The sequence below is a fragment of the Vibrio mediterranei genome, assembly GCF_013364395.1.
In the GTDB taxonomy this organism is placed as follows: Bacteria; Pseudomonadota; Gammaproteobacteria; order Enterobacterales; family Vibrionaceae; genus Vibrio; species Vibrio mediterranei.
This window is the reverse complement of sequence record NZ_JABXGK010000001.1, coordinates 2,087,204-2,101,451: the sequence shown is the minus strand read 5'-3', so window position 1 is coordinate 2,101,451 and position 14,248 is coordinate 2,087,204. Positions and strand designations below refer to the sequence as shown.

15 protein-coding genes are annotated in these 14,248 nt (G+C 44.5%); 2 read left to right on the top strand and 13 right to left on the bottom strand.

The window, feature by feature from the left end; genetic code table 11:
* Positions 1–65 precede the first annotated feature (65 nt).
* The 12 genes from HOP38_RS09810 to HOP38_RS09755 form a co-directional block, all read right to left on the bottom strand.
* Positions 66–2,438 carry an MMPL family transporter gene (locus tag HOP38_RS09810; protein WP_198557964.1) on the bottom strand — a complete coding sequence of 791 codons (2,373 nt, stop codon included), beginning with the start codon at positions 2,436–2,438 and terminating at the stop codon, positions 66–68.
* Positions 2,410–3,000, bottom strand: a complete 591-nt coding sequence (locus HOP38_RS09805) for an outer membrane lipoprotein carrier protein LolA (RefSeq protein ID WP_198558274.1) — start codon at positions 2,998–3,000, stop codon at positions 2,410–2,412. Before HOP38_RS09805 ends, HOP38_RS09810 begins: the two co-directional genes overlap by 29 nt.
* A 52-nt stretch (positions 3,001–3,052) precedes the next feature.
* Positions 3,053–3,505 carry an acyl-CoA thioesterase gene (locus HOP38_RS09800; RefSeq protein ID WP_088877568.1) on the bottom strand — a complete coding sequence of 151 codons (453 nt, stop codon included), beginning with the start codon at positions 3,503–3,505 and terminating at the stop codon, positions 3,053–3,055.
* Between the two features lie 85 nt (positions 3,506–3,590).
* Positions 3,591–5,129 (bottom strand): HAL/PAL/TAL family ammonia-lyase, encoded by a 1,539-nt coding sequence (locus HOP38_RS09795; RefSeq protein ID WP_198557963.1) that lies wholly within the window; start codon positions 5,127–5,129, stop codon positions 3,591–3,593.
* Entirely contained in the window at positions 5,113–6,891 is a 1,779-nt protein-coding gene (locus HOP38_RS09790) for a glycosyltransferase family 2 protein (protein ID WP_198557961.1), read from the bottom strand. The genes HOP38_RS09795 and HOP38_RS09790 overlap by 17 nt, the downstream gene beginning before the upstream one ends.
* Entirely contained in the window at positions 6,884–7,252 is a 369-nt protein-coding gene (locus HOP38_RS09785; RefSeq protein ID WP_031495227.1) for an ApeI family dehydratase, read from the bottom strand. The genes HOP38_RS09790 and HOP38_RS09785 overlap by 8 nt, the downstream gene beginning before the upstream one ends.
* Positions 7,253–7,322: 70 nt before the next feature.
* Positions 7,323–8,720 (bottom strand): AMP-binding protein, encoded by a 1,398-nt coding sequence (locus HOP38_RS09780; RefSeq protein ID WP_198557960.1) that lies wholly within the window; start codon positions 8,718–8,720, stop codon positions 7,323–7,325.
* A 6-nt stretch (positions 8,721–8,726) separates the two neighbouring features.
* Positions 8,727–9,284 (bottom strand): COG4648 family protein, encoded by a 558-nt coding sequence (locus HOP38_RS09775; protein ID WP_006071852.1) that lies wholly within the window; start codon positions 9,282–9,284, stop codon positions 8,727–8,729.
* Positions 9,284–9,541 (bottom strand): acyl carrier protein, encoded by a 258-nt coding sequence (locus tag HOP38_RS09770; protein WP_006071849.1) that lies wholly within the window; start codon positions 9,539–9,541, stop codon positions 9,284–9,286. Before HOP38_RS09770 ends, HOP38_RS09775 begins: the two co-directional genes overlap by 1 nt.
* Before the next feature lie 15 nt (positions 9,542–9,556).
* On the bottom strand, positions 9,557–9,817 hold the full coding sequence (locus HOP38_RS09765) for a phosphopantetheine-binding protein (protein ID WP_006071847.1): 261 nt from the start codon (positions 9,815–9,817) through the stop codon (positions 9,557–9,559).
* A gap of 10 nt (positions 9,818–9,827) precedes the next feature.
* Positions 9,828–10,616 carry a lysophospholipid acyltransferase family protein gene (locus HOP38_RS09760; RefSeq protein ID WP_198557959.1) on the bottom strand — a complete coding sequence of 263 codons (789 nt, stop codon included), beginning with the start codon at positions 10,614–10,616 and terminating at the stop codon, positions 9,828–9,830.
* A gap of 15 nt (positions 10,617–10,631) precedes the next feature.
* Entirely contained in the window at positions 10,632–11,300 is a 669-nt protein-coding gene (locus tag HOP38_RS09755; RefSeq protein WP_006071844.1) for a beta-ketoacyl synthase chain length factor, read from the bottom strand.
* Between the two features lie 70 nt (positions 11,301–11,370).
* Between HOP38_RS09755 and HOP38_RS09750 the strand changes: the two genes are divergently transcribed.
* The gene (locus tag HOP38_RS09750) at positions 11,371–11,763 is read left to right on the top strand and encodes a hypothetical protein (protein ID WP_006071843.1); all 393 of its coding nucleotides are present in this window, start codon (positions 11,371–11,373) and stop codon (positions 11,761–11,763) included.
* 28 nt (positions 11,764–11,791) lie between these two features.
* Positions 11,792–12,862 carry a class I SAM-dependent methyltransferase gene (locus HOP38_RS09745; RefSeq protein ID WP_006071841.1) on the top strand — a complete coding sequence of 357 codons (1,071 nt, stop codon included), beginning with the start codon at positions 11,792–11,794 and terminating at the stop codon, positions 12,860–12,862.
* A 95-nt stretch (positions 12,863–12,957) separates the two neighbouring features.
* Here HOP38_RS09745 and HOP38_RS09740 read toward each other — a convergent pair whose 3' ends face one another.
* Positions 12,958–14,217 carry an adenylosuccinate synthase gene (locus HOP38_RS09740; RefSeq protein WP_198557957.1) on the bottom strand — a complete coding sequence of 420 codons (1,260 nt, stop codon included), beginning with the start codon at positions 14,215–14,217 and terminating at the stop codon, positions 12,958–12,960.
* Positions 14,218–14,248: the final 31 nt, after the last annotated feature.

Below are 14,248 nucleotides of genomic sequence, written 5' to 3'. Positions count from 1 at the left end.
ACGTTGCTTTAGCCTATTAATAATCTTTATCGGTGTGTGAGCCAGAGTAGGAGAAAAGGTTAAGGTCATTTCATTTCCTTATTATCAACAATGGCTAAAGGCGAGAGCAGCCATGCCACGAAAATACCGACTAATACGGTAATTCCGAAGCTGTGAATAGCGTGTGTTTGACTCAAAGACAGCAAACCGAATGACAATAATGTCGTGATAGCAGAAAGCGTGATCGCTAGTAAGGTGCTTTGGCATCGTTGTTGTTCAGCAAAAAACAAGGTGTAATCGATGCCAATACCAATGATTAGAATCAGTGCCAGTAGGTTAAACAGGTTTAATTCTCCACCAGACAACACTGTCACGGCCAATCCTGCAACACATGCGATGAGTGAGGGTAGAAGGATTCGTATGCTGTGAGCCAGACCATAGCGCCACACTAAAACGGCGGCGATAGTTGCAATGGCAAAACCCAACAACTCCATAATCTTGACTCGGTATTGAGCAAAAAGATCAGACACTTCTTCTGCCTTGTTCAGGTAGGTGATGTTGTTATGCTGGTGGGCTAGCTGTTTAATACTTTCAGCGCTAGACACATCTTTTAGTAAAATCACTGAGGCGACTTTACCTTCGATATCGCCGAGATATAAGAAACGAACTGGCTCAGATACCGCCTGTTTAAGGTAGTCAGTTAACGTGATCAATTGAGGCTGTTTCGCCATAGGCGGCAACTGACTTATTTGCAGCGCCGCTTTTAATGGTTCGGCTTGATCTGCGTATAAATTCTGAATTAACTCAAAATCTTGTGCCTGTCTTTGCTGCGAAGGAAGGTAGCGGCTTAGACTTTGGTAACCGGTAATCACGTGATTGTCTTGCCACGAGTCCAATTGCGGCTCTAGCGATTCTAAAGTTTGCATTAGCGCTTCGTTGTTTTGAGCGGTAATCACTAACATCTGCTGAGAGGATTGCATTCCGGTTAAACCAGAAATAGTAGATTCTTGCTGTTTTAAGTCCGCTGGCATCGCCTGCAACTGATGGATGTCATCGTTATAGCGTACTTTGGTGACAGCGATAGCGCTTAGCAGCAAAACAACCAGAGGTAGGCCCAACCAGACACTTCGATTCTGCCAATAGCCAAGCCACAGCTGACTCAACTTCTGACCCGGCAGAGCACGCGGCTGACTTGGTGTTTTTGCTAAGATTGGGTACCACGCGACTACAGTGACATAGGCCGAGATCAGTCCAATTGCCGAGAACAATGCCAACTGTTGTAAGCCGGGGAAAGGGGCAATTAATAAACCTAGGTAACCAATTAGACTAGTGAGTAGCCCAAAAGTGATCGCTACAAAAATATGTTGCAACCCTTTAAGGCTGTTCCAATTATTACCCGCTGCTAAACGGTCAGTAAGAAAGTGAAAGGCATAATCAATAGACACACCAATCAAGCTAGCACCAAACACTAAGCTAAATAGGTGAACCTGTCCAAATATCGCTGTTGTCACTGCTAAAGCAACCAACAAACCCATGGATACTGAAAGAAGTGCTAGAGCAAGTGGCACGACACTTCGAAAAACGAGAACAATTAACAGCACTACGCCAACGAGCGAAAATACGCCAATTGTACTGATTTCGGACTTAGCACTGCGAGTACCGAAATCGGCATAAAAAAGTACACCAGTATGTGCAACATCAACGTCAAACTTGTGCTTGAGTTGCTGCTGCCAGTGCTCGATGTCAGGCACGGCTTTCTGCGCCTTCATACTATAAGGTGAGTCGTTGAGTTCAGCCGTCACCAGTAAATAGGTTTTGCCTTGATATTCTGTGGTTAAGAAACCGTTCAGTAATTGGAACGCTGAAGAAGAGTGACTTACTTGACTTAAATAATCGCGAAACAGTAGAAAGGGGTCATTCTCCAATTCGCTACCTGTAACGCCAGAAAATGGGTTGTAAATCGCTTGAATAACTTGTTGTGTTTGGGCGCTAGGGTTAGTGGTTAGTCGCTCTCTTTGATCTTTGGTCAGTTGCTGCCAGCGGTGTTGAAAGTAATATTGAGCCCATTGCTTTTGTTGGTCTTGCGATATTTTCGCAGTGACCGTAGCAAAATAGGGACTGTCTTTCAGTTGATTAGCAAAAGCGTTTGCAGCGTTGAAGAGAGACGAGTGCTCTTGTGAGTTACCGTCAGTCGATAGCACAAACACCACTTTGTCACTCATACTGGCTGTCACTTTATTAAATGCACTTTCCGCGATAGGGTTTTGCTGGTTGACGGGGAGCAGCTTTAGAATGTCAGTCTCAATTGGTGAGGTCGCTGAGAATCCCCATTGCTTGATCAGTAAGAAAACAGCAAATACAACGATGCCAGCCCACAATGTGGCCAGTTGATAACAACGTGTTTGAGTGAACTGTAGGCGGCGCATAATGTTAGAACTTGAATTGAGCTTGTTCGGCATCCGTTAAGCTTTCAGGTTGGTAGCTTTGGTTGCTGAAAAGGATGTCGGTTTTATCGCCACGTATCTCTTGCAGTGTTAAGCGCTCAAGGTCGCTTTTTCCACCTAGTGTGATGGTATTAAAAACGGCATTGAGTGGTGCGGCTTTAGGCGTTAAAGCTAAGGTCCATTGGCTATTGTCGGCTTTAAACGTCATATCAAATTGCTGCTTAAGCTGGTCGGTATCACCATGAAACACGGCTAGGAAAATATGGCTAAAATAAAATGCCATAGGATTATCCTTTGCTGTGATAACTTGTGCAGGTTGGTCCGCGAAAGTCTGGCGTAACTTGTCTTTTGTTAACACTAACTGCACCGTAAAGGGCACATCTTGCCGCCATAATAAACCGTGCGTTTTATCGAGTGTAAATTGACCCGTTGAAGTTAAAGGTTGGTCAAACATTGCGAGCGTGCGCTTCTGTTCAAAATCGCCACGTACGATAGGATGTTGAGCGAGTTGCTGTTGCAACTCTTCCATTGTGTTGACTTGGGCCAACGCAAAAGGAGAAGCAATGAGCAGCATCATTGTAGCTATAGTTCTCAAGGCTGAACAATAGCGTCTAACGTGGATATTTTGTCTAATTTTCATTATTGAAATGTCCTTGTTTATGCCATTGCTCAACTTTATCGGTGAAAATAGTTGGAGAGACGAAACACATCTCTTCAGTTTCAATGGCTACTGCCACCTGTGTGGTATGCGCTTTACACATACGAGCACCAGTTTGCGCATCGTAAATCACATAGTCGACTCTCAGACGGTTTTCCCATTCAGTTAACTCTGCCGTTATTCGGATCTCATGATTGAAGGGAATGGCTTTCACGTATTTCACTCGAGTATCAATGATCGGCCACGCATAGCCAGAGGCTTGCATGGCACGATAATCGTAGCTAATTTTACTCATCAAAACTCGGCGGGCTTCTTCGAAAAATCGAAAGAAATTCCCGTGATAGATGACGCCCATAGGATCCGCATCTTGAAAAGAGGTAATGATGTTGACCTCAGCCGTAAGCGGATGTTGAATATCAGTCATAACGATTCCTAATACTGTATAAACCCATGGGGTTAACTAAACAATTTAACCAGAGAATGATTTACGTTGTAACGGTAAATCTAGCTTAATAAAGAGACCAGTGGCGCTGTTGTATGCGCTGCATGAAATGGCGCAATTCCGCTTCTAAAGGACGATCTTCAATGACCATTTCAAACTCACTTAATATGGATTCTCGAATTGCCTTCAGATTGTCGCTCATATGATGTTCATCTAACTCATTTTGGCGTTTTCTGAGTTCTATGGCTTGAATACCAGCTAACAAAGAAGCCGCGGCAACTTGCTCAGTGAGCTCTAAAACGCGTAAACAATCACGAGCAGCAATGGTACCCATGCTGACTTTATCTTGGTTGTGACACTCTGTAGAGCGAGAGAAAACACTTGCTGGCATCGTGTGTTTTAGAGCTTCAGCTGTCCAAGCCGAGATACCGATTTGTACCGCTTTAAAGCCGTGGTTAATAGGCTTACGTTCACCTTCAGCGCCCGTTAGGTTATACGGTAAACCATTGTTGAACTTGTAATCCATTAACTGTGCCATTTGACGATCAAGTAAGTCTGCGAGGTTGGCAACACCCGTCTTGAGCGTGTCCATTGCCATAGCTATATGTCCGCCATAGAAATGACCTCCGTGCAGTACGCGCTCGTTATCACCGTCAATGATCGGGTTATCGTTGGCGCTGTTAAGCTCGTTTTCAATCAGCTGTCGTAACCAAGGCAGTGAGTCTTGAACAACACCAATGACATGTGGTGCGCAGCGCAACGAATAGCGGTCTTGCAGACGGTCACTGTTACGAGGCGGTCGCTCAGCCTGAAGATCATCACGTAGCCACGCTGCAATTTGCTGCTGACCTGGGTGCGGTTTTACAGCAAATAGTGCTTCATCAAAGTGGAAGTCATTGCCGTGGATCCCTACTGAAACCATCGCAGTGATCTTGGTGCACAGTTGTGCAAGGTATTCTGCACGCTTATACGCCAAACAAGCGAGAGCAGTCATCACAGAGGTGCCGTTCATGAGTGCCAAGCCTTCTTTTGGCCGCAGCGTGATAGGCTTGATGTTCAGTTCGTCAAAGACGTCTTTAGTCTCACGAATCTTGCCTTTATACAGTACATCTCGTTCACCGATGAGGGCCGCGGCAAGGTAAGACAGCGGTGTTAAGTCACCACTGGCACCTACAGAACCTTCTTGAGGAATTCTTGGTGCTATATCGTGATTGATCAGCGTTGTAATTTGGTTGAGTAGATCGTGAGAAACGCCTGACATACCTTGCGCTAATGAGCATAAACGGGTCGCAAGCACAGCGCGAGATTGTTCATGAGTGAGTATGTCGCCCAAGCCACAGCCGTGAAAACGAGTTAAATGAAGTGGCAGCTCATCGACAAGGTTTGGTGGAATGGCAACAGTACATGAGTCGCCATACCCTGTGGTGACACCGTAAATAACGCCTTCTTCTTTAAGAAGACGTTCTAAAAAAGCCACGCTGCGGTCAATTTTGGCAACATACTCAGGAGCGCTATTCATACTAGCCGTTGCGCCAGCAGAAATGGCGACGACGTCTTCAATAGAAAGGCGCTCTGCGCCGAAGGTGATGTTATTTTTCTTGGTCATTGTGCTTACTTAGCGTCCAAAAGTTGAAAAAGTTGTACCACTGTAGTGGCGACTTTACGGCATAATGCTCTAAGCGGTTCGCATACCGCTGGACAACGTGTTCCAAAGCGTCTTGTCGATTGTTACGTGGCAAGGCTATTTTGTCACTAAAGTGCTCAAAATAGACATTAAAGTGTGGTTCTTTGCGGCTATCGTCTCGAAAACCAAAAATAAGGTAGACCGGAGCTTTGAGCACCGACGCCAACATAAACGGTCCTTGAGGAAAAGGAGCTGGTTTATCTAAGAAGTCGGCCCAGACGCAGCGTTGCTCTTTGCTTGTCGATGTTCTATCGCCAACAATAACGACCCATTCACCTTGCTCGATTTTTTGTTGCAGCATGATCGCCGTATCTGGGCCCATCTGACTGACCTGAATTAGGTTAAGGTCAGAGTTTGGATTAATTGCTCTCATTACTGAGTTAAATTGCTCAGCATGTTCTGTGAAAACTAAGGCATTAATTTTGATATGAGAATAGCGCTGGCTGAGAGCACGGCACAACTCAATATTACCAAGATGAGAACCCAGTAATAAAACACCCCGTTGGCTATCAATCAAAGGCTGAAACTGCTCTTGGCCATGAATCGTTAGATTATCTAGAGAGAAATCCCCTTGCCATGCTGCCAGTTTGTCGAGCATGGTATGACCGAACGACAATAGGTGTTTCTGACTGGTTAAATCATCTGGCAAAGCAATGTTGCGACATTCCGCGTAGTGCCTTAAATTGGCGAGGTATTGCTGCGAAGCATTACGCGCTCGGGCATTGGTTAAATGGTAGTAACCAATAACCATGGGTAAAACGAGATTGAAAGCTCGACGCCCCAGCAAACGGTAGACCCAAAGTAAGGTTTTGATGCCGACAATGGTGCCACGTTCTTTTTGTGTTGACCAATGAGCACCCGATTTGTCTGAAGAGCCATGAGGCGTGTTCACATTTTGGTTGTGAAAATGGCGGGCGATCAACTTAGGGCTACGCGGTAACATGCCAAAGAACAACTTCGTATGCATCTTGCTTATCTTTACGTTGTCCCACAAGGCATCAAAGTGAGAGATACCACCCTCTGGGTACATAACGCGGGTATCAATAAACTGAATGTCACAACCTTCCCAATACATACGAACCAAGATCTCAATATCAAAATCCATTCGCGTGCCGATATTGTATCGATTGAGAACATTGAGAGTAGCCTCAACCGGATAGGCTCTAAAGCCACACATGCTGTCTTTTATTGACAGCGAAAGTGTTTCAACCCAAACCCAAAAGTGCGTGACATAGCGCCCATACAAACGGGATTTGGGGACGCTACTGTCATAAACCGGTTTGCCAGAGATAAGCGAATATGGCTGGTTTTGTGATGTTTCGATTAAAACAGGCAGTGACTCTAAATCGTGTTGACCATCAGAGTCAATTTGTATGGCGTGAGTGAACCCAAGCGAACTTGCATGACGAATTCCTGCCATCACGGCGCCACCTTTCCCTTGATTTTGTTCAAGGGTAATAAGGTGCACGTCATGAGCGATAGCCACGGCGTTAAGCGCTGTTTTTGTAGTCTGGTCACTGCCGTCGTCGATAAGGATGATTGCAAAACCATATGGCTTTAACGATTTCACTACACTTTCAACAGTAGAGCCATGATTAAAACATGGTATGAGAAAGCAAGGCTGATACTGACGGCCTTGTTCTTGGATGCTCTCTGCATGTCCACGTTCTTTGCTGTTACTCACTCGAACTACCTAGTTTCATTTTACCGGAGGAATGCACGACGATGTCTTCTCCAGATATTGACGTATATTTAAACGCTAACTTTTGCGTCTCTTCATTCCAATTCAGAGTCAGTGTGATGATTGCATCAGGCAGAATAGGCTCTTGAAATTTAATCACTTCCATTCCTTTAAATGCAGAAGGAACGTTAAGGTACTCAACAGCGTAGTAGAGTGCCCAATCAATTTGAGTTACACCAGGAAGTAAAGGGAAGTGATTAAAGTGACCGCAAAAATCCAGAATATCGGCGTCTGCTTGAATACAAAGCGTTGCAGACGCTGATTGTACATCAGAATTTAGTACGGTCGGTTTTCTTTTTGTCATGGTCGTGTCGGTCTTAGTCTTTTAAATGTAAGTCGTGTAAATGTAAGCAGTGTTCTTTGAGATAAACGAACTATAGCGAGTCGGCAAAAAGCTTCTCGAGTTCAGATACTTGCCTTTTACCTTGGCTGTTCAATGGTATTTCTGCAACGACTCGAAAACGTCGTGGAACCGCGATTGGCTCAATCCATTGCCTCAATTCCGCGCGCAGCAGTAGCCAAAATTTACCTTTCCCAAGGGATTTAAGCTTATCAAGACCCGGGGGCGTGAGTACGATAGCAGCATTGAGTGACAAGCGTTGTTGATCGTGACAGCAGAATACGGCACTTTCGTAAATCCAGTCTAGCTGATCGAGACGTTTTTCAACCTCAACTAACGAAATGCGCTTTTCTTCTATTTTGACAATACGGTCGGTTCGTCCTTTTAATTCAAAGTGTTGTGCATCATGAAATACACAAGCATCCGCAGTTTGGTACCAGTTGTCAGCATCAATATGTGGTGATTTGAGCTTTAAACATTGTTCGTGATTTAGCTCAGCTTCGATGCCGGGAAATAGTCGCCAAAATTCACTTGGACTGTATTGTTGCTTGTAGGCAATACCACCAGTTTCCGTGCTTCCGTAGACCTCGATAGGTAATTGTCCAAAAAGTCCGTGCGCGTGCTTCGCGGCGTCGTAAGGTAATGGTCCTCCTGATGAGAACAAGGCGCGTATCTCAACAGGGTCTGTCTGGGTCGATAACCGCTTGAGTAGAGCTGGGCTGCTCACTAGCACACGATTGGCCGATGCATGAGTCATCACTTGCTCAGGATACTCTAGGTTTCGGCAAGCAAATGCACGCCCAGTGCATAGTGGCCAAAGTACGCGAAACAACAATCCGTAGATATGTTGATGAGAGACCGTGCTTTCGACTAGGGCATTGCCCAGCAGATCGCCCCAAATAGATTCTAGGATGGCAATTTCTGTGTCTAAGTGCTCGAGTGTTTTAACAATAGCTTTAGGTGTTCCACTCGAGCCAGAAGTAAATAAGATGATTTCAACTTGCTTTAAGTCAAGGGCGGAAAATGATTCTAGGTTCTCAAGGTGAGAATCAATAGCGACCTTTTCGCATTGCTTGGTCGCAATGGGTTCAATGCCAGCGTCATGGAGTAATAAATCGAATTGGGAGGAAAGCTCAGTCAATGCCGCATTTTGGTAGTTACCGGGAAGGACCACACTTTTGCCCGCATAGCAGCAGGCTAAGAATCCAACGGCAAATTGATAGCTATCTAGTGTGCACACTGCAACGCGCTGTGAGGTCGAGTGTTCGAGCATGTCACTCGTGGCACGAATGTCGTGTAGAAATTGCTGCCACGTCCACTGTTTTTCCATATCGAATGCGACAGTGTCTTCACCGATTTTAGAGGTGGAGAGTAAGTGCGCAAGCGTCCGGTGTTTGTTGTTAGGGCGGTTCATGTGATCAACATTTGCCATATTGAATTAATCCTTGCGTACAAACTGTCTGATTATCCACTCACCTGCAAAAAGACTTCCGGCTGCTAGATAGCTAATCAATCCGTTGTACAAAGTCCAAACCTCTAGTGTTTGAAAGCAAGTGTAGAGAGCAATGCCCGCGTTGATAATAAAAAAGGCACACCATACTTTGGTAACATTTCGAGTATAAGAAATGGCACTTGCGGGTAAGTCGGGTTCCTGAAGACGAGCAAAACGCTCGATGATGGATTGTGGCTGCGTTAAACTGATGGCGAAAACGGCCAACATACAAAGATTAACGACGACGGGATAAAAGGTTAGCCATCCGTGCTGTTTAAATAGAGCACCTAATACACTAAGCGTGATTCCAGTGAGGCCACTTATCCATGCGAGCTGTTTGAGTTCCTTGAACTTTGCCTGCTTGCTAGAAATGATTCTTACCACAAATACTGTGATAAGAATCAGACTGATAGCTTGGAGACCAAATCGTTCTGCACCGAAGTAGACGGCAAAAGGATAGGCAAAAATTACGATTGCAGACAGTATGGTCAGCAAAGCTCGCATTATTTATCTTTCAATAGCTCAGTCACAGAGACCACAACGTCATTAACGGTGCGTACAGCTTTGAACTCTTCAGGCTTGATTTTTTTGCCCGTTACTTTTTGCAAGTGAACTACTAGATCAACAGCATCAATGCTATCTAAATCAAGATCTTGATAAAGGTGGGCTTCAGGTTGAATATCCGCTTCGTCAATTTCAAACAGCTCCACGAGAGCGTCTTTTACTTGGTCAAATACTTGCTGTTGGTTTAATTCTGTCATGCTGATATCTATCGATTAGTTGCTAGTTTGAGACGAAATGTACTTTGCAAGGTTTGCTACAGATGCAAAGTGTTCACGTGTATTGGTATCGTCCGCGTCAATTACGATATTGAACGTTTTCTTAATGGCTAAGCCGAGTTCAAGAGCATCAATGGAATCTAGGCCTAGACCATCACCGAACAGTGGTGCATCAGTTTCGATATCGTCAATAGTAATATCTTCAAGGTTTAGGGCGTCAATAATTAGTTGTTTGATTTGGTTTTGTAGTGCTTCCACAGGGTCCTACTTATTGGTGTTCATTTTCGGGGAAAATCGCTTCGGCCAAATAACGGTTTAGTTTTCTTGCCGCTAAAGTCGGAGAATTAGTTTGCTCAATAAAGGGCGTGATTTCAATCTTACCCTTTATTTCGACATGGAAAAAGGGCTTGGTCTCTGGAACTTGGTACCACTTTTTTTGTTTCGTGAGAAAAGAGGGAGTTACAGTAATGTGAACTACCCGCAAATCACGCTGAGTACGCACGGCAATTTGAGCCGCACCTCGTTGTAGCTTTGATTCGACACTAGGAGTGGTGCGTGTTCCTTCAGGGAAAACGAGTAACACGTTGCCTTGATCAAATCGTTGCTCGCAAATTGTAATAACATCATCTGGGGCTTCATTAGGAATATAGCCTGCCGCTTGGACGATGTGCTTCATAAACGGGTTACGCCATATTGCACTTTTCACTAAGCAATCACATTGCTTAAGTTGCGAGGCAATCAAAACGTAATCAATTAGACTTGGGTGATTAGCCACAATTAGGCAATTGCGGTCGTTTTCTAACGCTTCAGCGCCAGTTATCTTGTAATCGATAGCACCAGTAAATTTCATTAACCGACAAAATACATGGAAAGAAGATTGAATCAATGCCTGTACGCGATGTTCTCTTAGTTCTGTCTCAGATGTGGTTCGGATAATGAACGGAATTAGCACAAAACTAAGCACTAATCCTCCAATGCCAAACACACTAAAGCAAAAGCCTGTCGCAGCAATGCGCCAGATCTGATTCACTTTTAGATATAGAGACTTCACTATCATGCGATTATTTTTAGGTTATGACTGCGTTGAGGCTAAAAGATGTCGAAGAAAGTCCAAAGCTTGCGGTTGATTAGACGCCGTTACGGGAGGGACTTGTATCGAATTTCCGCGAGACAATACCAAACCAAGGCTATAGCCGCAAAACTCTTGATCTTTGAATTGTTGATAAATCTCAGGTAGAGGTTCATCAAAATCTACAACCAAGACTCGATGCTCAGGGTTTTCTTCTAAGTAACTCCACGCTTCAATTAATGCACTATTAAACGTATTGTCCGATGCTGCAATGGAAGTGACTGGAATGGCCTTCTTTGCTGCAATGGTAGTGAGTCCGGCTGCCGTATTGTGTACAGATTGAGAAAAAGCCATTGGAGACGCGTCGTCACCACTGACAATAGTTTTAATTAATTCGGAACTGCGTCGTAGCTCACCATGTCTACTAGAAAAAACAATATAATCAATATCCTGTTCTTCCATAAGCTCAAGTGCACATTGGACGGCCAGCTTACTTAATGTACTCATACGACGGCGCATCATGGCAGGTATGCGGTTCACTTCTAACGTGCCTTCGCTAGGGCAGTTGCCTGTGTGGTACCAATCTTGCCAATCAGAAAAAGTATGCAGACCGTTTGATTTTGCACTCCATGCGTCAAGGTGAAAGGAAATTAATGGAGTTGAATTTGACATAAGGTATTGATTTATTTAGATACGACTGGATAATTATATCGTTTTATAAACTAAAATGTAAGGAATTAATATGAAAGCGTTAAAGTTCGCGATGGCAGTTGTTGTAGCATTGGTTGTAGTAGGTTGTGGAAGAGTCCAACCTGTACTGAATTTTGACAATGAGCCGGTAACATATGATTTGACCGCAGCACAAGTCAAGTCGGCGATTACCGAAGCTGCGACGAATCGCGGTTGGGTGATCACTGAACCTGAAGAAGGCGTTTTAAAAGCAGCAATTCTGGTTCGTAGCCATGAAGCTGAAGCTAAAATTCCTTACACTAATAAATTCTATTCAATTACTTATGTAAGCTCTAAGAACCTAAAAGCTGCAGACGGCGAAATTCATAGAAATTACAATCGCTGGATCAACAATTTGAATACTGATATAAGAAAGCAACTTGCCGCTATCGCAGCAGCAAAATAATTGAACAGAACAACCACCAGGAATTGATGTGTCAAAACAAAATATTGATCCATACAATGCATTTGAAGCAAAGACAGCGGCTCAAGAGCTGTCTTTTGCCCCAATTGTATTTCAAGCCGCTCGCACTTTACGAGACCTAGGGATTTTAGCTGAGCTCGATAAAGCGGGAGAGCAGGGACTAAGTGCTCCTGAAATTGCCCAAGCAACTGGTGTCTCTGAGTATGGTGTCAAAGTACTACTCGACATGGCAATCAGTGCCCATATCGTATTGTGGAACAAACCTAACTATTCGCTAGCTAATATGGGCTTCTTTTTGCTTCATGATGGTATGACTCAGGCAAATATGGATTTCACAGCTGATGTTTGTTACGCCGCTATGATGCATTTGACGGAATCGATTAAAGAAGGCAAACCAGCGGGTTTAAAGGAACTTGGTGAATGGGAAACCATATATCAAGGCTTGTCTCAGTTGCCAGAGAAAGCAAAAGAGAGTTGGTTCAAGTTTGATCATTTCTACTCGGACAGATCGTTTCCTATTTTATTGAAAGAAGTGTTTAGCCAAGAGCCGAAACATATTGTGGACATTGGTGGTAACACCGGTAAATGGGCGATGCAATGTTGTGGCTACAATAGCGATGTCGAAGTAACAATAGTCGATTTGCCTCAACAGCTTAATGTGGCAATGAAGAATGTGGCAGACAATGGCTTTGCGCAGCGTGTACATCCTTTCCCTGCTAACATGCTGGACAAGTCTCAAGCCTTACCCGAGAAAGCAGATGTCTGGTGGATGAGCCAGTTCTTAGATTGTTTCTCTCCAATGGAGATTCTAACGATTTTAAGAAATGTTCGTTCTCAGCTGACTCCAGATTCAACGGTCTATATTCTTGAGCTATTTTGGGATGCACAGAAATACGATGCGGCGTCGTTTAGTTTGAACGCGACGTCTCTATATTTCACCTGTCTAGCAAACGGTAATAGTCGTTTCTATCGCAGTGAAGACTTTTTAGAAATTGTCGAAGAGTCCGGATTAGAAGTGGTGGAACGTACTGACGATATTGGTTTAGGTCATACTTTACTGAAATTAAAAATAAAGTCGTAATAGTACGTGATTCATGCGCACCAACTTTTAAAGTTATAAAATGCAACAAGCCCAGCTATCGAGCTGGGCTTTTTTACCTGTGAAATTCGCTGCTGTTAATCGCGAATGATCATCTGGTCACGCTCTGGACCAACGGATACCATGCGTACAGGCACTCCCATTAAGCTTTCGATACGTGTCACATAGTCTTGAGCTGCTTTTGGCAACTCCTCGAAACTACGACAGCCGGTGATGTCTTCATCCCATCCTTCCATTTTCTCGTAGACTGGAGCCAGTGCAGCGGTTTGAGGCCAAATAGGGTTTTCAGTATGTTCGCCATCGTATGCGACGCAGATTTTTAAATCTTTTAAGCCCGTCAAACAGTCGATTTTCGTCAGTGCAATTTCTGTGGCCGCTTGTAGCTCAACGCCGTTTTTGGTGGCTACGGCATCAAAGAAACCCATGTCACGTGGGCGACCCGTTGTTGCACCGAACTCGTTAGCGCTTTCACGGAAGTTATCTTGCTCTTCCATCGCAGTAACCAATGTACCTGTCCCAACGGATGAGCTAAATGCCTTAGCTACCGCGATCACGCGTTCAGGTCTAAGGGCTGGTAGACCACTGCCGATACCTGCATAAGCGGCTGTTACGTTAGATGACGTTGTCCAAGGATATTCACCGTATACTAGGTCGCGACCTGCACCTAACTGTGCTTCAAACAACAAGTTCGCATCTTTAGCTTGCAATGCTTTTAGTGGTTCGGTGACATTACAAATAAATGGACGCCAAGATTTAGTCACCTCTAGTAGCCATTCCGTGATTTCTTTTGCGCTTTGTGAATAGTCACATTGTGGATAAAGCGCTTTTAGCTGAGGCATTTTCCAATCGAGCATAAATTGAAGGCGTTGCTCTAGGACTTCAGGCTGTTGTAACCAACCGACTAAAATACCTTTTTTCATCACACGATCGCCGTAAGCTGGTGCGATACCTTGTCGAGTTGAACCGTAAGCGGCATCGCCTAGACGTTGCTCTTCTAAAGTATCCTCAAGAGCGTGAAGAGGCAAACATAATGTCGCACGGTCTGAAATACATAGATTAATTTTAACGCCTGCTGATTCGACCTCAGCAATTTCTTCACTTAGTGCGGCAGGGCTGATGACCATACCCGGGCCAAGCACAGCGGTACAATCAGGATTAAAAATGCCACTAGGAAGCTGGTGCAGTTTGAAGGTACCGAAGTCATTGACTACAGTGTGACCAGCATTGTTTCCACCTTGAAAGCGAATGCTTGCAGACGCGTCTGCAGCTAGAAAGTCAACGATGCGGCCTTTGCCTTCATCACCCCAGTTAGCACCTACAACAACGATAGACGACATAATAAGTTCTCCTAATTGATTAGGGAGTCAG

What these genes read in the sequence shown, in the direction of transcription:
- HOP38_RS09810 (WP_198557964.1), bottom strand. Translation starts at nt 2,438, where the DNA reads ATGCCGAACAAGCTCAATTCAAGTTCTAACATTATGCGCCGCCTACAG.
- HOP38_RS09805 (WP_198558274.1), bottom strand. Translation starts at nt 3,000, where the DNA reads ATGATGCTGCTCATTGCTTCTCCTTTTGCGTTGGCCCAAGTCAACACA.
- HOP38_RS09800 (WP_088877568.1), bottom strand. Translation starts at nt 3,505, where the DNA reads ATGACTGATATTCAACATCCGCTTACGGCTGAGGTCAACATCATTACC.
- HOP38_RS09795 (WP_198557963.1), bottom strand. Translation starts at nt 5,129, where the DNA reads ATGACCAAGAAAAATAACATCACCTTCGGCGCAGAGCGCCTTTCTATT.
- HOP38_RS09785 (WP_031495227.1), bottom strand. Translation starts at nt 7,252, where the DNA reads ATGACAAAAAGAAAACCGACCGTACTAAATTCTGATGTACAATCAGCG.
- HOP38_RS09780 (WP_198557960.1), bottom strand. Translation starts at nt 8,720, where the DNA reads ATGGCAAATGTTGATCACATGAACCGCCCTAACAACAAACACCGGACG.
- HOP38_RS09775 (WP_006071852.1), bottom strand. Translation starts at nt 9,284, where the DNA reads ATGCGAGCTTTGCTGACCATACTGTCTGCAATCGTAATTTTTGCCTAT.
- HOP38_RS09770 (WP_006071849.1), bottom strand. Translation starts at nt 9,541, where the DNA reads ATGACAGAATTAAACCAACAGCAAGTATTTGACCAAGTAAAAGACGCT.
- HOP38_RS09760 (WP_198557959.1), bottom strand. Translation starts at nt 10,616, where the DNA reads ATGATAGTGAAGTCTCTATATCTAAAAGTGAATCAGATCTGGCGCATT.
- HOP38_RS09755 (WP_006071844.1), bottom strand. Translation starts at nt 11,300, where the DNA reads ATGTCAAATTCAACTCCATTAATTTCCTTTCACCTTGACGCATGGAGT.
- HOP38_RS09750 (WP_006071843.1), top strand. Translation starts at nt 11,371, where the DNA reads ATGAAAGCGTTAAAGTTCGCGATGGCAGTTGTTGTAGCATTGGTTGTA.
- HOP38_RS09740 (WP_198557957.1), bottom strand. Translation starts at nt 14,217, where the DNA reads ATGTCGTCTATCGTTGTTGTAGGTGCTAACTGGGGTGATGAAGGCAAA.